We start from the raw sequence: 18,245 nt of genomic DNA on the forward strand, positions 1-18,245 counted from the left end.
AGGCTGACGGCTCGGATGGAAGCTCGTGGCGCGTCACACCTATGTGCGATTGACAATGGTGTGTGACGCACAGTAATGTGACGGACATGAACGAGACCCTCGACACGCATCTGCAGGAACTGCGCCGCGGCACCGTGGTGCTGGCCTGCCTGCAGCTGCTGCGCACTGCGGGGTACGGCTACGGACTGCTCGAAGACCTGGAGCGCCGCGGCTTCGCCACCGATGCGAACACGCTGTACCCGCTACTTCGCAGGCTCGAGAAGCAGGAGTACCTCACGAGCGAGTGGAACACCGACGAGGCGCGGCCTCGCAAGTTCTACCGCACATCGGACGCCGGCATCCGGCTCGCCGACACCCTGACCGAAGAATGGCGATCGCTCACCGCGGCGATCGCGACCCTCACAGTCGAGGAGCACTGACATGACCACGACAGCCACGCTCACCGAGCGCTACATCAGCGCCACGATCCGCAGCCTCACGCCCGAGGTGCAGGACGACGTCCGGGCAGAGCTCGAAGCGTCGATCGCCGATGCGATCGACGCGAAACTCGAACAGGGGGAGACCCCTTCAGCCGCCGAGCGCGCCGTCCTTTCCGAGCTCGGCGACCCCGGCATCCTCGCGGCGGGCTACGCCGACCGTCCACTGCATCTGATCGGGCCGAAGTACTACCTCGTCTGGTGGCGGCTGCTCAAGCTGCTGCTGTGGATCGTCCCGGCGTGCGTCTTCGGAGGAGTGGTCCTCGGGCAGCTGCTCGACGGCGCTCCGACCGGCGAGATCATCGGCACCGCAGTCGTCGCGACACTCGGCTCGGTCGTGCACATCGGATTCTGGGTGACGCTGGTCTTCGTGATCCTGGAGCGCGCCGGCACGGACACCGGCGTGAAGTGGAGCGTCGACCAGCTCCCCGAGCCGACGCAGAACGACGCGGGGCGGGCCGATGCGATCGCATCGATCATCTTCCTGCTGCTCGGCGTGGGCGCGGTGTTCTGGGACGCACTCTTCGGTTTCTTCCCGACCGGCGGTGATCCGATCGCGATCCTCGACCCGGGGCTCTGGCCGTGGGGCATCACGTTCTTCTTCGTGCTGTTCGCCGCAGAGGCGCTGCTGGCGGTCGTGGTCTACGCGAAGCGACGGTGGACGGTCGGTGCTGCGGTGGTCAACACACTGCTCGCCGCGGTCTTCGCCGCCTGGTCGATCACGCTGCTGCTGCAGGGAGCACTGATCAACCCCGAGTTCCTGAGCTTCGTCTTCACCGACAACGGGGTGACCGACGAGACCATGCGGATCCTCACGGTGATCACGGGCTTCTGCCTTATTGCCTTCCCCATCTGGGACATCGTGGACGGATGGATCAAGACGGCTCGCGTCCGCCGACCCTGACTGCAGATCCCAGACGGCGTCGCCTCTTCGGGGCGGCGCCGTCTGCGTCTGCAACCCCGGCGGGAATAGGCTGGATGCTGTGACCAGCACATTCGTCTCAGACCTGTTCGACCCGGACGAATGGGTGCTCGCGCCCGGTGCCGAGGACTACACCGACATCACCGCCCACGTCAGCACGGACGGCGGAGTCGCCCGTATCGCGTTCGACCGCCCAGAGGTGCGCAACGCCTTCCGCCCGCACACCGTCGACGAGCTCTACCGCGCGCTCGATGACGCACGGCAGAACCCCCGCATCGGCGCGGTGCTGCTGACGGGCAACGGTCCGAGCCCGAAGGACGGCGGCTGGGCGTTCTGCTCCGGCGGCGACCAGCGCATCCGCGGCCGCGACGGCTACAAGTACTCCGACGACGAGACGACCGTGCACGACCCCGCGCGTGCCGGTCGCCTGCACATCCTCGAGGTCCAGCGCCTCATCCGCTTCATGCCCAAGGTCGTCATCGCGGTGGTCCCCGGGTGGGCGGCGGGCGGCGGGCACTCGCTGCACGTGGTCTGCGACCTCACGATCGCCTCGGCGGAGGAGGCGCGGTTCAAGCAGACCGATGCCGACGTCGGAAGCTTCGATGCGGGCTACGGCTCGGCGTACATGGCTCGGCAGACCGGGCAGAAGTTCGCCCGAGAGGTGTTCTTCCTCGCCGAGGAGTACTCGGCGCAGCGCGCCTACGAGGCAGGAGCCGTGAACCGGGTCGTTCCGCACGCCGAGCTCGAGCGCGAGGCGCTGAAGATGGCGCGCACCGTGCTCACCAAGTCGCCCACGGCGATCCGCATGCTGAAGTTCGCATTCAACGCGGTGGACGACGGGCTCGTGGGCCAGCAGGTGTTCGCGGGGGAGGCCACGCGCCTCGCCTACGGCACCGACGAAGCGGTCGAGGGCCGCGACTCGTTCCTCGAGAAGCGCGACGCCGACTGGTCGTCGTTCCCCTGGCATTACTGAGCGGATCGAGACGCACATGGTCGCGCTGACGCCGACGGACGCCGAGGACCCGGCCGAGCTGCGCGACGCCCTGGCGCGGGCGCTCGACGGCGGGCCGGCGCTCGGCTTCGGGATGCTCGGTGACGCGCCGCGATCGGTGCCGGACGGCACGGCCGTGGTGATCGCGACCTCCGGCTCCAGCGGCGTCCCCAAGCGTGTGGCATTGAGCGGCGAGGCGCTGCGGGCGAGCGTCGAGGCCACAGCGGCGAGGGTCGGCGGCGGACGCTGGCTGCTCGCGCTTCCGGCCGGATATGTGGCGGGGCTGCAGGTTCTGGTGAGGTCGCTGATCGCCGGTACGCACCCGGTCGCGCTCGGCGGTCGGTTCTCACCCGAGTCCTTCGCCGATGCGACGCTGTCGATGCTCCGTCCGTCGGGAGGCTCGGCAGCGATCCCCGAGCTGTACACGTCTCTCGTGCCCGCGCAGCTGTCGACACTGCTCGACGCCGCCGACGACCGACCGGTGCGGGCCGCACTGCAGGCCTACCGCGCGATCCTCGTCGGGGGGCAGTCCCTGCCCGAGCCGCTGCGGGAGCGGGCCGCCGATCTCGGCGTCCGGCTCGTCCGCACGTACGGTTCCACCGAGACCTGCGGCGGATGCGTGTACGACGGCGTTCCCCTCGATACGGTCGCGGTGCGCACGGTGGACGGGGAGCTGCGCATCGCCGGTCCGATGCTCGCCGACGGGTACCTCGGCGACGGCGAGCTGACCGCGAAGAACTTCTCGCGCGACGAGCACGGCATCAGGTGGTACCACACGGGCGATCTCGGGCTCTTCGACGACGGAGTGGTGCGGGTGCACGGTCGCGCGGACAACGTGATCGTGTCCGGCGGGATCAACATCTCCCTCGACCGCGTCGAACGGCTGGTCCGCAGCGTTCCAGGACTCACGGGCGCCGTGGTCGTCGGCGTGCCGGATGAACGATGGGGCGAGGCCTCGGTGATCGTCGCGCCGCGCGGCGAGGTGCTGCGGCGCAGCGAGGCCGAGCAGCTCTCGCACGCGCGGGATCTCGTGGCGGAGGAGCTCGGCAAGCATGCGCGTCCCGTGCGGCTGATCATGGTCGACGAGCTCGCCGTGCTGGCCTCCGGCAAGCCGGATCGCGAGTCGATCAGACGGGCCGTCCTCGAACTGCACTGACGGTCGATTCGGTCGGACGAGGGGTTCTTGCCAGACTGAGGCATGGCCACCTACACGCACGGGCATCACGAGACCGTCCTCCGGTCCCACAGCAGCCGCGACATCTCCAACTCCGCGGAGTACCTCCGTCCGTACCTGACCGAGACCACCACGCTTCTCGACGTCGGAGCGGGGCCCGGCAGCATCACGGTCGACTTCGCCGGCGTCGTCGCCCACGTGACGGCGACCGAGATCGATGAGAGCGCGCTCTCACTCTCACGCGATCTCGCGTCGAGCAGAGGTCTGCACAACCTCGACTTCGCGGTCGAAGACGTGCATGCGCTGAGCTTCGCCGACGATACCTTCGACGTCGTGCACGCGCACCAGGTGCTCCAGCACGTCGGCGATCCCGTGCAGGCGCTGCGCGAGATGCGCCGGGTCGCGGCACCCGGCGGTGTCGTGGCGGCACGCGACGCCGACTATGCGGGCTTCATCTGGTTCCCCATGCTCCCGGAGCTCGACCACTGGCTCGACCTGTATCGCCGCGCCGCACGAGCAAACGGCGGCGAGCCCGATGCAGGGCGTCGCCTCCTGGCCTGGGCGCGGGCGGCCGGCTTCGACGACGTCACGGTGACGACCTCCAACTGGACGTACGCGAACCCGGAGGATCGAGCCTGGTGGGGCGGAATGTGGGCAGACCGCATCCTCGAGTCGGCGCTCGCGCGGCAGCTGGTCGACAGTGAGATGGCGACGTCGAGCGACCTGCAGGCGATCAGCGACGCGTGGAAGCGCTGGGCCGCCGACGGCGACGGGTGGTACCTCGTGCCGCACGGCGAGATCATCGCCCGCGCCTGACGCGCTCCGCGGATGCATCTGCGAGCGGATACATCTGCAGGCGGATGCGAGGCGGACGCCGTGCCGCGTAGCGTGGGGGAGTGATCCGCCCGCTCTCCCGTACGGCGCTCGTGCTCGACATCGTCGGGGCGACGCTGCTCTTCAGCATCCTCACTCCTTTCTCTGTCGTGTTCTACGGTCCGGGGACGATCGGCCAGGGAATCGACGGTGCTGCGGTCGCGGCGATCGTGATCGCGGGCATCCTGATGTTCGGCGGCGTCGCGATCGGCAGGCTCGCTCCCGGGCTCGCTCTCGCCGCGGCCTGGGCAGGGGCGATCGTGCAGATGCTCTCCGGATTCGGGCCGCTGCCGATCGACGTCGCCATCCTCCTCGTGCTCTATGCGACGGCTGCGTGGGGATCGCGGGTCGTGCTGTGGTGGGGATTCGGCTCGGCGCTGTTCGGCGCCTTCGTGTCAGCGGTCTACCTGGTGGTCGTCACCGGCGTGACCTCCGGAACCAGCGGCTGGGATCAGCTGACCACCGGCACGCTGCTCCTCGTCGTCTCGGTGCTCGCTCTCGGCTTCGCGTGGGTCTGCGGCCTGCTGTGGCGCGTCATCCTCCGCGCCCGACGCACACGGTCCGCGCAGCTGGAGGCGGAGTCGCTCGCGGCTGAGGAGCAGGAGCGAGTGCGAATCGCCCGAGACATGCACGACATCGTCGCGCACTCGCTTGCCGTGGTGATCGCCCAGGCGGACGGGGCAAGGTACGCGGCGGTCACGAAGCCCGAGATGGCCACCGAGGCGCTGGGAACGATCGCGCAGACCGCTCGCAGCGCCCTGAGTGATGTGCGTCTGCTGCTCACCCAGCTGCGCCACCGACAGGGCGACGGCCCGCAGCCGACGCTCGCAGATCTCGAAGCGCTGTTCGCGCAGGTGCGACAGGCAGGCGTCGAGCCTCGCATCACGGTCGACCCGATGCCTCCCGGCGAGCCGCCGGGGGCGATCCAGCTCGCGGTGTACCGGATCCTGCAAGAGGCGCTCACCAATGCCATCCGACACGGCGACGGGGCGGTCGATGTGCATCTCGCCTGGCTTCCTGATCGCGTCGACATCGAGGTGCGCAACATCGTGGGCAGCGAGCAGCCGCAGATCGGCGTCGGCCACGGAGTGATCGGCATGCGCGAACGGGCTCAGCTCGTCGGCGGTAGCCTTCAGGCGGAGCGTCAGGGCGCACAGTTCGTCGTCGCCGCCTCGCTCCCGATCGGAGAAGTCGCATGATCAAGGTCGTCCTCGTCGATGATCAGGCGCTGTTCCGCGCCGGAGTCCGCATGCTGCTCGCCTCGCAGCCCGACCTCGACGTCGTCGGAGAAGCGGGAGACGGCCGCGAGGGAGTCGCTCTCGTGCGCGCGACTCGACCCGACGTGGTGCTGATGGACATCAGGATGCCTGTCATGGACGGTCTCGCCGCGACCGCCGAGATCCTCGCTCAGCCCGACCCGCCGCGCATCGTCATGCTGACCACCTTCGACCTCGATGAGGCGGCCGCGCGCGCCATCCGTCAGGGGGCGAGCGGATTCCTGCTCAAGGACGCCGATCCCGAGTTCCTCCTCGCCGCGATCCGCACCGTGCACTCGGGGTCGAGCGTCATCGCCGCGTCCGCGACCCGTGAGCTGTTCGAGCACTTCGCCGAGGAGCCGAAGCCGGTGCCCGCGGAGTTCTCCGCGCTCACCGACCGCGAGCGGGAGATCTTCGCGCTCGCGGCCAGGGGTCTGTCGAACTCTGAGATCGCCGCTCGCGAGTACCTCAGCGAGGCGACCGTGAAGACCCATATCAGCCGCATCCTGACGAAGCTCACCCTGCGGGACCGCGTGCAGCTCGTGGTCTTCGCCTTCGAGCACGGGCTCGCCTGACCGGACGAGCGCCCGCGGGATCATCCTTGCGATGTAGACGGATGCGTCGTCAGGGCGACGCGGCGAGGCACCAGCCGTCCGTAGCGTCGAAGGCATGGAGATCACGACCACCGACCTCGGGCTCGCAGCCCGCGTCCAGCACCTCACGAAGACCTACGGATCCGGCGAGGGCACCGTCCACGCGCTCGACGACGTCAGCGTCGGCATCCGCGGCGGGCAGTTCACCGCCATCATGGGTCCGTCCGGTTCGGGAAAGTCCACGATGATGCACATCATGGCCGGCCTCGACACCCCGACGCAGGGGAGGAGCTGGATCGGCGACACCGAGATCACCGAGCTCGGAGACCTCGACCTGACGATCCTTCGCCGGCGCCGAGTGGGGTTCATCTTCCAGGCGTTCAACCTCGTGCCGACGCTCACCGCCCTCGGCAACATCATGCTGCCGTTCGAGCTCGACGGACGCCGACCGAGCGCGATCGAGAAGGCGCGCATCGATGGTCTGATCGAGACGCTCGGGCTCGGATCGCGGCTGCAGCACCGACCGCATCAGCTGTCGGGCGGTCAGCAGCAGCGGGTCGCGATCGCCCGCGCTCTCGCCACCGCGCCCGACCTCGTCTTCGCGGATGAGCCGACCGGCAACCTCGACTCGAAGACCGGACGCGAGGTCCTGCAGCTGCTCGCGACCGCGAGCCGGGAGCACGGGCAGTCGATCGCGATGGTCACGCACGACGCGATCGCGGCGAGCTACGCCGACCGCGTGCTGTTCCTCGGCGACGGACGGATCGTCGCCGATCACCCGCGTCAGAGCGCTGAGCAGATCTCGGCCTACATGCTCGCCGCCGAGGTTGCGGCATGAGCGCCGTCATCGACTCTCCGGTCCGCACTGTCGTCGCTCAGACGTCTGCGACGGGTCCGCGCCTGGCATGGCTGCGCGACCGTGGCATGGGAGCCAGCATCCTGGTCGCGACGCTCTCGGCCGCCTTCGGTGTGGTGCTGGTCGAGACCACGGCCTATCTCGGAGCGGTGCTGCAGGCCGACCCGTTCATCGGCGACAGCGAGACGCTCGCGTTCGTGGTCGGGCTGCTCTCGGTGCTCCTCACGGGTGTCGCGATGTACGTCGCGGCGATCGTCACGGCGAACACCTTCTCGACGATCATCGCGGGGCGCACTCGTCAGATCGCGCTGATGCGCCTCATCGGCGCGACTGCGCGCTCGCAGCGGGCGCAGGTCGGCAGGCAGGGCTTCGTGGTCGGCGTCATCGGCGCGGCACTGGGCCTGCTCTCGGGCCTCGCGATCGCAGCTGTCGGGGTGCAGATCGGCTCCGGACTGATCGAGAACGTGCCGACGGGGTTCTCCCTCGCACAGCCTTTCATCGCCCTGCCCGTGATCGGCGTCGCCCTGACCACCTGGGCTGCGGCCTGGGCAGGATCCAGACGCGTGCTCGCCGTCACACCGCTGCAGGCGATCGGCGGATCGGTCGAGCGCAGCCACGCAGAGATGTCCCGCCCCGGGCGTCACATCGGTGCGTGGGTGCTGCTGGGCGCCGGCAGCGTCCTGCTGGCGGCGGGGGTCGTCGTGGGACTCGCGCATCCCCTCGGAGTGGTCGTCGCCTTCTTCGGTGGACTGCTGTCCTTCACGGGGCTCGCGCTCGGATCGGTGCTGTTCATGCCGCCCGTGCTGCGTCTGGTGGGGCGGATGTTCGGCTCGAGTGCCACCGCACGGCTCGCGGCTGAGAACGCCCTGCGCTATCCGGAGCGCTCCTCACGTATGGCGATCGGCGTGGTGATGGGGGTCACGCTCGTCACGATGTTCGCCGTCGCTCTCGAATCGGTCAAGCAGATGCTGATCGGTCAGGTCGACGGCGAGACGCCCGCCGAGTTCTTCACCCCGTTCGACGCCTTCGCGTCGGTGATGATGGTGCTGGTCGCCGTGTCGGCGGTGATCGCCGCGGTCGGCCTGGTCAATCTCCTGACGATCGGCGTGGTGCAGCGTCGCCGCGAACTCGGTCTCCTTCGTTCGATCGGACTGTCCAACGGTCAGGTGCGCCGCATGGTGCTGCTGGAGGCCGCGCACATCACGGTGGCCGCCACGGTGACCGGGTTGATCCTCGGCATCGCCTACGGGTGGATCGCGGCGCAGTCGCTGCTCGGATCGGTGCCGACCCTGCCCGACTTTGAGCCCGCCGGGCTCGTCGCACCTCACGTGCCGTGGCTGCCCGTCGTCATCATCGTCGCGGCGACCGCTGTGCTGACCCTGGTCGCTGCTGCGACGCCGACCCGTCTCGCCACGCGGGTGGCGCCGGTCGACGCGCTCGCTGCAGACTGATGGCGGCCGGGCGCCAGCACGCTCTGTGACCGAATCGGTCATCGGAGCGTTCTGGCGTATCCGGTCGCTCTAGGCTGGACGGATGCCGTCTCCGTTCGACCAGTCCACGTATCAGGTGCGCCTCGACTGGGGCGTCGAAGGGCTCGATCGCCTCGCTCCGGCCGACGTCGTCGTGGTCGTCGACGTGCTCCGCTTCTCCTCCACGGTGGCGGATGCGGTCGCCGCCGGGTCCACGGTCTCGCTCGACGACGCACGTGGGTGGTCTCGTAATGGCGCCGCGGTCGCCAGCGGTGCCGGCGATGCCGTGGTGCTGATCGGAAGCCTCCGCAACGCCTCGGCGGTGGCGCGAGCGATCGCCACGCTGCAGGATCGCAATCAGGCGCGCACATCGGTGAGCGTGATCGCGGCGGGCGAGGCCGACGCCGACGGTGCAGTACGGTTCGCAGTCGAAGACCACCTGGGTGCCGGCGCGATCATCGCTGCACTGACCGATCTGGGCATCGACCACACCGCGCCCGATGCGGCCGTGGCAGCCGAGGGGTTCCGAGCGTTGAAGAGGGCGCTGCGCCATATGGTCAGCGCCAGCGGATCGGCACGCGAACTCGCAGAAGGGGTCGCCGCGACCGATCGGATGCGGGCTTCCGGCGCGGTCCCGACGACGACGTCGAGCGCTGCCGAGCTCGATGCCATCTCTGCCGTGCCCGTGCTGCGCGATGGGGTCTTCGTCGCGTTCGACTGACCGGTTCGTTCCGGCTCGCGACGACGAGATCGCCGGAAGCCCGCGAATGTGGGCTCGCCGGCGTCGCTTCGCAGTGCGGTCGGCAACAGGCCGCGCACTCGGCACGGGTTTCGCCTCGTGCGACGTAGGGTCGTGGCATGAGGTTCGTCCCCGCATTCATCGTCGATGCCGTCCTGGTGCTCGTCTTCGCCGTGATCGGCCGTGCCTCGCACGGCGAGAGCCCCGGAGGGTTCCTGATCACCGCCTGGCCCTTCATCGTCGCGCTGTTGGTGGGGCACGTCGTGGCGGCTCTGCTGCCGGCCCGGCCGCGTCGTCCGTGGTCGCTCGGATGGGGTGCCGTCGTCTGGCTCGTCACGGTCGCCGGGGGACTCCTGCTGCGGGTCGCAACGGGAGACACCGCTCAGATCGCGTTCATCATCGTCGCGACACTCGTGCTCGGAGTCTTGCTCCTCGGCTGGCGCGCCGCGGCGGCGCTCCTCCGCCGGCGCGCCGCGCGCACGAGCGACAGCGGTGCGTCACCCGAACGCTCCGACGACGCGGATCCGGTCGATGGAGTCGTGCACGACGAGATCGCCGAACACGAGGTTCAGGTCGAGGACGGGCCACAGGCAGAGTCAGCGTCCGGGGCCGATCCCGAGACGGGAGCTCAACCGCGCTGACGGTATCAGTCTTGCGCGATGTGAGGGATGCGGTGTCGATCTCGCACTCGCATCGGTCCTGCCCGACGTGATTCCGACCTCGCAGCGTGTCGACGCTGTCAGCGTGACATCTGGGCGGCGAGCTTCGTGTCGGCCGAGATCTCGCGACGTGTCCAGTCGAAGAGATAACGGGCGTCGTACGAGCGCGAGCAGCGCGCGCACGACGTGGCGCGTGACGGGCGCCGGTGCCGGTACGTGACATGACCTGCGGGGCATCTGCCCACCCACGGCGCGAGCTCGACAGCGGTCTCGCCGTGATGGGTCGTTCCGCCGACATAACCCAGGTCCCGGGCCACGCGCTTCCAGGTCGCGCCGTGCGCGGCCTCATGACCGGCGAGCGCATGCGCCACCTCGTGCAGCAGCACCTGGTGGATCTCGTCGTCTTCGAACCGGGCTGCCAGATATCGCGACACGGTGATGCGTTTCTTCGTGTAGTCGCACTGCCCCGCCCGGCGCTTGGCGTGGTCGAAACCGAACGACCAGCTGTCGTCGAGGTGCATCGTGATCAGTGCTTCGCCCCAGACGCGCACCCGGTCAAGTTCCGCCATGCGATCAGGCTAAGCCATGCCGCCGACATCGCCGCGTCGGACCGCTCAGCGCAGCGTCAGACCGCTCAGCGCAGCGTCAGCCGGCTCGATGCACCGTCAGCCGGCTCGATGCACCGTCAGCCGGCTCGATGCGCCGTCAGCCCGCGACGAGCTGGGTCGTACGCCGCCGCTCGGCGGCTTCGATCGCGAGCAGCACCGTCTCGAGCTCCCCGTCCTGGGCTCCCGCTTCACGACGCAGGAAGAGGGACTGCTTGAAGCTCTCGCGGGCCGTCTCGTAGTCGCCGGCTTCGTACGCGTTCTTGCCGTGGTGGTGATGGGCGAAAGCCGCGATCGAGACCCAGCGCTGCCCTTCCGCCTCGGCTGCGCACGTGGCGAGCTCCTGTGCGGCGGCGGTGTGTGCGCCGCGGTACTGCAGGATCGTGGCGTGCAGCACCCGGGCACGCAGAACGTCCTTGCGGGTTCCGGCCATGCGAGCCTGTCGCACGGCTTCGTCAGCGAGGGGGAGGGCTTCGTCCAGGCGGTCGAGCACCTTCAGCAGCCAGACGCGCTCGAGCAGGGCCGGAAGGCTGCGCTGACCGTCGATCTCCTCCAGCCGTGCCGCACACTCATCGAGATCGACGCGCTCGCGAAGGCTCTCGTGGTCATAGCCTCTGATGAAACTCATTGCTCTCCTTCCGCAGCGTCCCCCGTCAAGTGTGCCTCGCGACGGCGCCGTCGTCGGGGCGGCACGCCCCGCGCCCTCGCATCCGATCTCGATCGAGGTGCTCAGCGGAGGAACAGCGAGGCATCCGGGCGAGGTGAGGCCACGGCATCCGCATCCGTGACCACACGTGCACCCTGCACGAACGCGGTCACCTCGGCGCCCTGGGCGATCTTCGCCGGATGCGGTCCGGCGGCCAGCATCCTCGGCAGCCATTCGGTCGGGAGGGGAGCGGCAGACGCTGAGATCACCAGGTTGCCGAACCTGCGGCCCTTGAGCACCTGGGTGTCGGCGAGGACGCCGATCTCGGGAAGCACCTCCGCGATCGTCGCGACCTGACGTCGAGCGAAGGCGAGGCCGGGGCCGTCGGCGACGTTCACGAGCAGCACGCCTCCCGGTGCGAGCAGCTCGGCGAGTTCGCGGTAGAACTCGATGCTGGTGAGGTGGGCAGGCGTCTGGGCGCCCGAGTAGACGTCGGACACGACCAGATCGCAGCTGCCGACGATGGCCGGCGGAAGACGGCGGACGCCTTCGCGGGCGTCACCGATCCGCAGTCTGATCGACGCGCCTCTCGGCAGCGGAAGATGCTCGCGCACGAGTGCGGCCAACGGAGCCTCGAGCTCGATCACCTGCTGCCGCGAACCGGGCCGTGTGGCCTCGATGTAGCGGGGGATCGTCAGCGCTCCCGCTCCGAGGTGCACCGCGGTGAGGGGGCCGCCCGCGAGCTGGTCGATGACTGCGCCCATGCGCACGATGTACTCGAAGTGCAGGTGCGTGGGGTCATCGAGGTCGACGTGCGACTGCGGGGTGTCGTCGACGATGAGCTCGAACCCGGTGGTGAACTCCGACGGCACGATGCGGGCGATGCCTCCGTGGTCGAGACGGGCCTGCGGGTGTTCGGTGTCCTTCGCGCGCGTCCTGCCCATTCTCCGAGACTACGCGCTCACTCCGCCTGGACGCCGACCGAACAGGTCTCCTGGTCGAGGGTCTGCCCCGAGATCTCCGGGGGGAGGGTCGCCCGCGCCTCCGGCGCCTCGGTCGCCGTCTCGACCGGCTCGTCGACGGGCGGCGGCGTCGCGAGCTCCACGCTCCGGTGCGTCGCGACGTCACCGGCGAGCGTGATGGGCTCTCCTGCGATGAGCGCCGCCCAGAGCGGGGCCGCGGCGTCGTAATCGGGTACGACCTTGTCGCTGTCATCCGGGTCCGTCAGGTTCGGGTACTGCACGAACACGAAGTCCGAGAACTCGACATCCTTTAGGGCGAGCGCCAGCTGTGTGAGGGTCAGGGCGTTGCTCAGCGACTCGCTCGGCACGATGTTGTCGGCGACCGTGTCCATCAGCCGAAGCACCTTCGACGGGTCGGTCAGCGTCTCGGCGCTCAGGATCTTCTTGGCCAGTCGCGACATGTACTGCTGCTGATTCGAGATGCGGGCGCGGTCGCTCCCGTCGCCGACTCCGTGCCGTGTGCGGATGAATGCGAGGGCGCTGGCGCCCGACACCGTGTGCGTGCCGACCGGCAGGTCGACACCGGCGAGGGTGTCGTGGATGCCTTCACCCGCGACGCACACGTCGACTCCGCCGATCGCATCGGTGATCGCGATCACGCCGTCGAAGCTGATCTTGGCGGCGAACTCGACCGGCAGCCCGCTGAGATCGGTCACGGTCTTCGCGACGCACGAGACAGCGGCGTGCTCGAAGACCTCGTTGATCCGCCCCTTCGACATCGCCGACGCGGTCGAACCGTCTTCCCTCTCGCACTCGGGCACCTCCAGCCCGAGGTCGCGGGGGAACGACACGACGGTGACTGCGCGAGGCGCCGCCGAGACGTGGAGCAGGAGGGTCACGTCGTTCAGGGCTCCCTGCTCGCTCTGGGCGCATCGATCGCCGAGGATCTTCGTCGAGACCTCTCCGCACTCGTCCGTCCCGACGATGAGAAGATTGAAGGCCTTGTCGCTCGGGTACGCGCCCAGCGACGGAGGAGCCACCTCCACGTCGTCCTCGAGGGCGACCGCACCTTCGCCGACCCGGTTCAGCACGTCCGCGGCGACGAAGCCCGCCACCGCGACGGACGAGACGAGGATCACCGCCAGGGCGACTCCGAGGAGTCTGAAGAGAGTCGAGAACGCACTGGGCGTAGGAAGATCCGCGTGGCGCGCGACCGTCGAGCGCTTCGCGTCGTCGAGGGCCCCTGACATGCCGTGAGCCTACCCGCGGAGGCCGATGTTACGGCCGCATGACGTTTCCGAGAATAACTTGCAGGGAATTAGTTAGTGATGAATACTTTTTCCTACGTGGTAGGCACCCGATGCCGCCAGGACGTTCAAAGAGGAGATCCCTGATGCACAAGCGCATTCTTCCGGTCATGGCGCTGGGCGCCGTGGCCACACTGGGCCTGGCGGCCTGTGCCGGTGGCGGAGCAGACACCGGCGGAGCCGTCGACGGAGAGGGCCAGGAGCTCACCGTCTGGATCATGAAGGGCACGAACCCCGACGCGACTGCGTTCTACGACGAGGTATCGAGCGCCTTCGAAGACGAGACCGGGGCCACGGTCAAGATCGAGGAGATCCAGTGGGCTGACGCTCACGACCGCTTCGTCACGTCGATCGCCGGCGGCACCACGCCCGACATCGCCGAGACGGGCACCACCTGGACGGCGGAGTTCGCGGACGCAGGTGCCCTGGAGCCGCTCGACGAGTACGTCGACGCTGAGAAGGGCCTGCGCGACGACCTCGTCGAGGGTCTCGCGGTCGCCGGCACCTACGACGAAGAGCTGTACGGCATGCCGTGGTACGCCGGTGTCCGCTCGATCGTCTACCGCACCGACGTGTTCGAGGAGCTCGGTCTCGAGGCTCCGAAGACGTGGGACGACATCGTCACCGCCGGTGAGGCGATCAAGGCCGCCAAGCCCGACATGCTGCCGTTCCCCGTCGCGGGCGACGCCGAGTTCCAGGTGTACCCCTGGGTCTGGGGCGCGGGCGGCGAGGTCGCGACCCTCGACGGCAAGACCTGGACGAGCGAGCTCGACAGCGAGGAGTCGCAGGCCGGCATCGAGTTCTACACCGGACTCGCGACCGAGCACGGCTTCTCGTCGGCCGGCGCCACCACGTGGAAGGAGACGGACCTCCGTGACTCGTTCACGCAGGGGAACGTCGCCATGATGCTCTCGGGCTCGTGGACCCCGAAGGCGCTGATCGAGGCGAACCCCGAACTCGACGGCAAGATCGGCGCGGCAGTGATCCCGGGCGAGGACGGCGGAATCGCTCCGTCCGTGCTCGGAGGCTCGCACCTGTCGGTCTTCAACACGACGAAGAACGCAGACCTCGCGTGGGAGTTCGTCAAGCTGATGACCACGGGCGAGTTCGCCGAGCAGTGGGCTGACGAGACCGGCTACTTCCCGGGCGTCCAGTCGGCGATGGAAGAGGCCCTCGCCTCGACCGACCCGCTCGTCGCTCCGTTCGCACAGCAGATGGTCGAGGGCGGCGCATCCGTGCCCGTCACCCCGAACTTCGGAGCCGTCCAGGCGAAGAAGACCACCAACTCGATGATCCAGGCGATCCTCGGCGGGCAGAAGGACGTCGCCACGGCGACGAAGGATGCCGCAGCCGAGATGACCGAGCTGCTCAACAAGTAAGGCTGTATCCCTTCATGTCGATGGTGCAAGCGCCACTGCCGGCCACGAAGGCGGAGTCCACCTCCGCCTCCGTGGCCGGCGGCCAGCCCCGGCGGCGAGGATTCTCGCTGCTCACGGCCCGTCCCTGGCTTCTTCTCGCTCCCGGGCTGGTCATCCTCGCGGTGCTCATGCTCTGGCCGCTCATCCAGGTCTTCATCTTCTCGCTGCAGGACTACGGTCTGCGCGAGATCAACACGGGCGAGAACAACTGGATCGGCGTCGACAACTACGTCGAGGCGCTCACCAATCCGACGCTGTGGACCGTCGTCCTGCCGAACACCGTCGGCTTCGCCGCTGTCGCCGTGTTCGTCACGGTGGCGGTCGGCACGCTGGTCGCGCTCCTGCTCGCCAAGCTGGGCACGGTCTGGCGCACCATCGTCTCGAGCTGCATCATGGTCGCATGGGCCATGCCGGCCGTCACCGGCACCTACGTCTGGACGTTCATCTTCGACGCCGACCGGGGCATCTTCAACACCACCCTGCAGAACCTCGGTCTGATGGACGAACCGGTCAACTGGTTCACCAACCAGTGGTCGTTCTACGCGATCGTGCTGCTGAACGTCGTGCACCACGGCTTCCCGTTCGTCGCGATCACGGTGCTCGCCGGTCTCCTCGGCGTCTCGAAGGAGATGCTCGAGGCGGCCGCGCTCGACGGGGCGAACGCCTGGATGCGCTTCTGGAAGATCATCTTCCCGACGCTCAAGCCCGTCTTCTCGGTCGTCATCATCCTGTCGACGATCTGGGACTTCAAGGTCTTCGCGCAGGTCTACCTCATGCCGGGCGGTGGGGGAGGCAACCGGTCGGTGCTCAACCTCGGCGTCTGGTCGTACGTCGAATCCTTCGGCCAGAACCGCTACGGGTTCGGCGCCGCCCTCGCCGTGCTGCTCACCCTCGTGCTGATCGGAATCACGATCGTGTACATCCGCTCCCTGATGAAGGAGGACGAGCTGTGAACCCCCGCCCGTCCGCCATGTCGCGCCTCGGCACCGGCATCGCGATCGCCGCCGTCCTGATCTTCACGCTGTTCCCCGTGTACTGGATGGTCTCCAGCGCGTTCGATGCCAAGGCATCCAGCGGCGGTCAGTCGCTGCTGCCCCAGGAATTCACGTTCGACAACTTCGCCTTCGTCCTCACCGACGGCGGCTTCGGCACCTACCTGCGCAACTCGGCCATCGTGGCCCTGGTGACGGTTCTGGTGAGTGCTCTGGTCTGTCTGCTCGCGGCAGTGGCGGTCGCCCGGTTCAAGTTCAAGTTCCGCACGACCATCCTGATGATGATCCTCGTCGTGCAGATGGTCCCGCTCGAGGCTCTCGTCATCCCGCTCTTCCTTCAGGTCAAGAGCCTCGGACTGCTCAACAGCATCCTCGGTCTGATGGTCGTCTACGTCGCGCTCTCGCTCGCGTTCGGGATCTGGATGCTGCGCGGGTTCGTCGCCGCGGTGCCGGTCGAGCTCGAAGAGGCCGCGTACATCGACGGGGCCAGCTGGTGGCGGATGTTCCGCTCGATCCTGCTGCCTCTCGTGATGCCCGGCCTCGTGGCCACCAGCATCTTCAGCTTCATCACGGCCTGGAACGAGTTCATCTTCGCGATGACGATCCTCGGCAGCGAGACCGACCAGTACACGGTCTCGATCGGTCTGAAGTCCTTCTTCGGTCTGCACTCCAACGACTGGGGCAGCATCATGGCCGCGTCGACGATCATCACGATCCCCGTCATGGTCTTCTTCGTGATCGTGCAGCGTCGCCTCTCGGCAGGCATGGTCGCGGGAGCGGTGAAGGGATGACCGACGAGCTCGTCCGCCTCGCCAACGCGGTGCTCTGGCCGGGGTTCCTCGGCACCGAGGCGCCGGACTGGCTCCTCGCCGAGCTGCGCGACGGCCTGGCTGGAGCGGTGTACTTCAGCCAGAACGTCGGTGATGGGCTGCCTGCCCTGAGCGACGAGATCCTTCGTGCGAACCCGGACGCGCTGATCGGGATCGACGAGGAGGGCGGCAACGTCACGCGCCTCGAGTCGGCGACCGGTTCCACCCTCCCGGGGGCCGCCCAGCTCGGCATCGTCGACGATGTCGATGCGACGAGGGACTCCGGTGCGGAGCTCGCCCGACGGGTCGCCTCGGTCGGCGTCAACGTGGTGCTCGGTCCCGTCGCCGATGTGAACACGGATCCGCGGAATCCCGTGATCGGGGTCCGTTCCTTCGGCAGCGACGAAGAACTCGTCGCCCGACACGTGCAGGCGGCGGTCGACGGATTGCAGAGCAATGCCGTCGCCGCATGCGTCAAGCACTTTCCCGGACACGGCGACACGCATCTGGATTCGCACCACGCGCTGCCCGAGATCTCGCTCGACATCGCCGAGTACGAGCGCGTGCACCTCGAGCCGTTCCGTGCCGCGATCGCCGCGGGGGTCGACGCCATCATGACCGCGCACATCGTCGTTCCGGCGTGGGGGGAGGAACCGGCGACGCTGAATCCCCGGGTGCTCGGGATGCTGCGGGACTGGGGTTTCGACGGCGTCATCATCTCGGACGCACTCGACATGGCGGCGATCCGCGAGACCGTCGGCATCGGCCAGGGCGCCGCACGCGCCCTGGCGGCCGGCGTCGATCTGCTGTGCATCGGCAACCCGACGAACCGGGGCGAAGCCACGCTCCCCGACCAGGACAGACGGGACTTCCTCGCCGCTCGCGACGGGATCCTCGCGGCGGTGAGCGACGGCTCGCTGCCGCGCGAGAGACTCGCCGCTGCGGCCCAGCGGGTCGCCCGTCTGGCCGAGACCCTCCGCACTCGTGCCACGACCGCGCCTCCCGTCGGCTACGACGGATCGGAGATCGTCCGACGAGCCATCACCGGCGCGACCGCGGATGCCGAGGTACTCGCGGTGGTCGACGCCCGCCGTCGTTCGACTCTCGCTGTCGACAGCGCGTCCGCGTATGTGGCTCAGACGCTCGCAGCCGACGGCCACCGTGTTCGTGTCGACGTCGCGCGTTCGTCGATCGACGAGCAGGACTCCGCTCTCGAGCGAGCCGTCCTCGCCGAGGGGCTGACGGTCATCCTCCTGGATCGGCCTGACTCCGATGACGCGCAGCGCTCGCTGGTCGTACGCGCCGCTCTGCGCGACCCCGAAGCCGTCGTGGTCAACGTCGGACTCGCGGCCAGGCGGCCACTGCCGCTCCCCGTCGTGGAGGTCGGATCCGCGAGCAGGATCGGTGCTCAGGCCGCCAGAGATCGACTCACCGGCGGGGCTTCGCGCCGCGCCGTTCGGTCGCCCGCGAGCGCAGGACCGCCTGACTGAGGCAGGAT

At 68.6% G+C, this 18,245-nt stretch carries 19 protein-coding genes; 15 read left to right on the plus strand and 4 right to left on the minus strand.

Annotated features, from left to right (window positions below; translation table 11 throughout):
* Nucleotides 1-86 precede the first annotated feature (86 nt).
* The 11 genes from MRBLMI13_RS12185 (at nucleotide 87) to MRBLMI13_RS12235 (ending at nucleotide 9,990) form a co-directional block, all read left to right on the plus strand.
* The gene (locus MRBLMI13_RS12185; RefSeq protein WP_042539035.1) at nucleotides 87-419 is read left to right on the plus strand and encodes a PadR family transcriptional regulator; all 333 of its coding nucleotides are present in this window, start codon (nucleotides 87-89) and stop codon (nucleotides 417-419) included.
* A gap of 1 nt (nucleotide 420) precedes the next feature.
* Nucleotides 421-1,380, plus strand: a complete 960-nt coding sequence (locus MRBLMI13_RS12190) for a permease prefix domain 1-containing protein (protein ID WP_367822812.1) — start codon at nucleotides 421-423, stop codon at nucleotides 1,378-1,380.
* A gap of 79 nt (nucleotides 1,381-1,459) precedes the next feature.
* The gene (locus MRBLMI13_RS12195) at nucleotides 1,460-2,371 is read left to right on the plus strand and encodes a 1,4-dihydroxy-2-naphthoyl-CoA synthase (RefSeq protein WP_367822814.1); all 912 of its coding nucleotides are present in this window, start codon (nucleotides 1,460-1,462) and stop codon (nucleotides 2,369-2,371) included.
* A gap of 16 nt (nucleotides 2,372-2,387) precedes the next feature.
* A complete protein-coding gene (locus tag MRBLMI13_RS12200) occupies nucleotides 2,388-3,545 on the plus strand; it encodes an AMP-binding protein (protein ID WP_309686311.1) in 1,158 nt (385 codons plus the stop codon).
* A 42-nt stretch (nucleotides 3,546-3,587) separates the two neighbouring features.
* Nucleotides 3,588-4,379, plus strand: coding sequence for a class I SAM-dependent methyltransferase (locus MRBLMI13_RS12205; RefSeq protein WP_367822816.1), 792 nt, complete (start codon nucleotides 3,588-3,590; stop codon nucleotides 4,377-4,379).
* Between the two features lie 80 nt (nucleotides 4,380-4,459).
* A complete protein-coding gene (locus MRBLMI13_RS12210; protein WP_042539045.1) occupies nucleotides 4,460-5,635 on the plus strand; it encodes a sensor histidine kinase in 1,176 nt (391 codons plus the stop codon).
* Nucleotides 5,632-6,267 carry a response regulator gene (locus MRBLMI13_RS12215; RefSeq protein ID WP_367822818.1) on the plus strand — a complete coding sequence of 212 codons (636 nt, stop codon included), beginning with the start codon at nucleotides 5,632-5,634 and terminating at the stop codon, nucleotides 6,265-6,267. The genes MRBLMI13_RS12210 and MRBLMI13_RS12215 overlap by 4 nt, the downstream gene beginning before the upstream one ends.
* A gap of 94 nt (nucleotides 6,268-6,361) precedes the next feature.
* Complete coding sequence (locus MRBLMI13_RS12220) at nucleotides 6,362-7,123, plus strand: ABC transporter ATP-binding protein (protein WP_367822820.1); 762 nt, start codon at nucleotides 6,362-6,364, stop codon at nucleotides 7,121-7,123.
* On the plus strand, nucleotides 7,120-8,592 hold the full coding sequence (locus MRBLMI13_RS12225) for an ABC transporter permease (RefSeq protein ID WP_367822822.1): 1,473 nt from the start codon (nucleotides 7,120-7,122) through the stop codon (nucleotides 8,590-8,592). Before MRBLMI13_RS12220 ends, MRBLMI13_RS12225 begins: the two co-directional genes overlap by 4 nt.
* Before the next feature lie 82 nt (nucleotides 8,593-8,674).
* On the plus strand, nucleotides 8,675-9,331 hold the full coding sequence (locus MRBLMI13_RS12230) for a 2-phosphosulfolactate phosphatase (RefSeq protein WP_367822824.1): 657 nt from the start codon (nucleotides 8,675-8,677) through the stop codon (nucleotides 9,329-9,331).
* A gap of 137 nt (nucleotides 9,332-9,468) precedes the next feature.
* The gene (locus tag MRBLMI13_RS12235) at nucleotides 9,469-9,990 is read left to right on the plus strand and encodes a DUF3054 domain-containing protein (protein ID WP_367822826.1); all 522 of its coding nucleotides are present in this window, start codon (nucleotides 9,469-9,471) and stop codon (nucleotides 9,988-9,990) included.
* A 98-nt stretch (nucleotides 9,991-10,088) separates the two neighbouring features.
* Here MRBLMI13_RS12235 and MRBLMI13_RS12240 read toward each other — a convergent pair whose 3' ends face one another.
* The 4 genes from MRBLMI13_RS12240 to MRBLMI13_RS12255 all read right to left on the minus strand — a co-directional run bounded on the left by MRBLMI13_RS12240 (nucleotide 10,089) and on the right by MRBLMI13_RS12255 (nucleotide 13,471).
* Complete coding sequence (locus MRBLMI13_RS12240) at nucleotides 10,089-10,577, minus strand: SprT-like domain-containing protein (protein WP_042539053.1); 489 nt, start codon at nucleotides 10,575-10,577, stop codon at nucleotides 10,089-10,091.
* Nucleotides 10,578-10,713: 136 nt separating this feature from the next.
* A complete protein-coding gene (locus tag MRBLMI13_RS12245; protein WP_042539055.1) occupies nucleotides 10,714-11,241 on the minus strand; it encodes a hypothetical protein in 528 nt (175 codons plus the stop codon).
* Between the two features lie 101 nt (nucleotides 11,242-11,342).
* Complete coding sequence (locus tag MRBLMI13_RS12250; RefSeq protein ID WP_367822829.1) at nucleotides 11,343-12,203, minus strand: spermidine synthase; 861 nt, start codon at nucleotides 12,201-12,203, stop codon at nucleotides 11,343-11,345.
* A gap of 17 nt (nucleotides 12,204-12,220) precedes the next feature.
* Nucleotides 12,221-13,471, minus strand: coding sequence for an LCP family protein (locus MRBLMI13_RS12255; protein ID WP_367822831.1), 1,251 nt, complete (start codon nucleotides 13,469-13,471; stop codon nucleotides 12,221-12,223).
* A 143-nt stretch (nucleotides 13,472-13,614) separates the two neighbouring features.
* Between MRBLMI13_RS12255 and MRBLMI13_RS12260 the strand changes: the two genes are divergently transcribed.
* The 4 genes from MRBLMI13_RS12260 to MRBLMI13_RS12275 are packed head-to-tail and all read left to right on the plus strand — an operon-like array spanning nucleotide 13,615 to nucleotide 18,237.
* On the plus strand, nucleotides 13,615-14,907 hold the full coding sequence (locus MRBLMI13_RS12260) for a sugar ABC transporter substrate-binding protein (RefSeq protein ID WP_042539062.1): 1,293 nt from the start codon (nucleotides 13,615-13,617) through the stop codon (nucleotides 14,905-14,907).
* A gap of 14 nt (nucleotides 14,908-14,921) precedes the next feature.
* Nucleotides 14,922-15,899 carry a carbohydrate ABC transporter permease gene (locus MRBLMI13_RS12265; RefSeq protein ID WP_367822833.1) on the plus strand — a complete coding sequence of 326 codons (978 nt, stop codon included), beginning with the start codon at nucleotides 14,922-14,924 and terminating at the stop codon, nucleotides 15,897-15,899.
* Complete coding sequence (locus tag MRBLMI13_RS12270; protein WP_042539066.1) at nucleotides 15,896-16,729, plus strand: carbohydrate ABC transporter permease; 834 nt, start codon at nucleotides 15,896-15,898, stop codon at nucleotides 16,727-16,729. The genes MRBLMI13_RS12265 and MRBLMI13_RS12270 overlap by 4 nt, the downstream gene beginning before the upstream one ends.
* Nucleotides 16,726-18,237 (plus strand): glycoside hydrolase family 3 protein, encoded by a 1,512-nt coding sequence (locus MRBLMI13_RS12275; RefSeq protein ID WP_367822835.1) that lies wholly within the window; start codon nucleotides 16,726-16,728, stop codon nucleotides 18,235-18,237. Before MRBLMI13_RS12270 ends, MRBLMI13_RS12275 begins: the two co-directional genes overlap by 4 nt.
* Nucleotides 18,238-18,245 lie beyond the last annotated feature (8 nt).

This window comes from Microbacterium sp. LMI13-1-1.1, from assembly GCF_040815625.1.
GTDB lineage: Bacteria > Actinomycetota > Actinomycetes > Actinomycetales > Microbacteriaceae > Microbacterium > Microbacterium forte.

Excerpts from the sequence above, each read along its gene's own strand:
- MRBLMI13_RS12185 (WP_042539035.1), top strand. The coding sequence starts at position 87 with ATGAACGAGACCCTCGACACGCATCTGCAGGAACTGCGCCGCGGCACC.
- MRBLMI13_RS12190 (WP_367822812.1), top strand. The coding sequence starts at position 421 with ATGACCACGACAGCCACGCTCACCGAGCGCTACATCAGCGCCACGATC.
- MRBLMI13_RS12200 (WP_309686311.1), top strand. The coding sequence starts at position 2,388 with ATGGTCGCGCTGACGCCGACGGACGCCGAGGACCCGGCCGAGCTGCGC.
- MRBLMI13_RS12205 (WP_367822816.1), top strand. The coding sequence starts at position 3,588 with ATGGCCACCTACACGCACGGGCATCACGAGACCGTCCTCCGGTCCCAC.
- MRBLMI13_RS12215 (WP_367822818.1), top strand. The coding sequence starts at position 5,632 with ATGATCAAGGTCGTCCTCGTCGATGATCAGGCGCTGTTCCGCGCCGGA.
- MRBLMI13_RS12220 (WP_367822820.1), top strand. The coding sequence starts at position 6,362 with ATGGAGATCACGACCACCGACCTCGGGCTCGCAGCCCGCGTCCAGCAC.
- MRBLMI13_RS12225 (WP_367822822.1), top strand. The coding sequence starts at position 7,120 with ATGAGCGCCGTCATCGACTCTCCGGTCCGCACTGTCGTCGCTCAGACG.
- MRBLMI13_RS12230 (WP_367822824.1), top strand. The coding sequence starts at position 8,675 with ATGCCGTCTCCGTTCGACCAGTCCACGTATCAGGTGCGCCTCGACTGG.
- MRBLMI13_RS12235 (WP_367822826.1), top strand. The coding sequence starts at position 9,469 with ATGAGGTTCGTCCCCGCATTCATCGTCGATGCCGTCCTGGTGCTCGTC.
- MRBLMI13_RS12240 (WP_042539053.1), bottom strand. The coding sequence starts at position 10,577 with ATGGCGGAACTTGACCGGGTGCGCGTCTGGGGCGAAGCACTGATCACG.
- MRBLMI13_RS12245 (WP_042539055.1), bottom strand. The coding sequence starts at position 11,241 with ATGAGTTTCATCAGAGGCTATGACCACGAGAGCCTTCGCGAGCGCGTC.
- MRBLMI13_RS12250 (WP_367822829.1), bottom strand. The coding sequence starts at position 12,203 with ATGGGCAGGACGCGCGCGAAGGACACCGAACACCCGCAGGCCCGTCTC.
- MRBLMI13_RS12255 (WP_367822831.1), bottom strand. The coding sequence starts at position 13,471 with ATGTCAGGGGCCCTCGACGACGCGAAGCGCTCGACGGTCGCGCGCCAC.
- MRBLMI13_RS12260 (WP_042539062.1), top strand. The coding sequence starts at position 13,615 with ATGCACAAGCGCATTCTTCCGGTCATGGCGCTGGGCGCCGTGGCCACA.
- MRBLMI13_RS12265 (WP_367822833.1), top strand. The coding sequence starts at position 14,922 with ATGTCGATGGTGCAAGCGCCACTGCCGGCCACGAAGGCGGAGTCCACC.
- MRBLMI13_RS12275 (WP_367822835.1), top strand. The coding sequence starts at position 16,726 with ATGACCGACGAGCTCGTCCGCCTCGCCAACGCGGTGCTCTGGCCGGGG.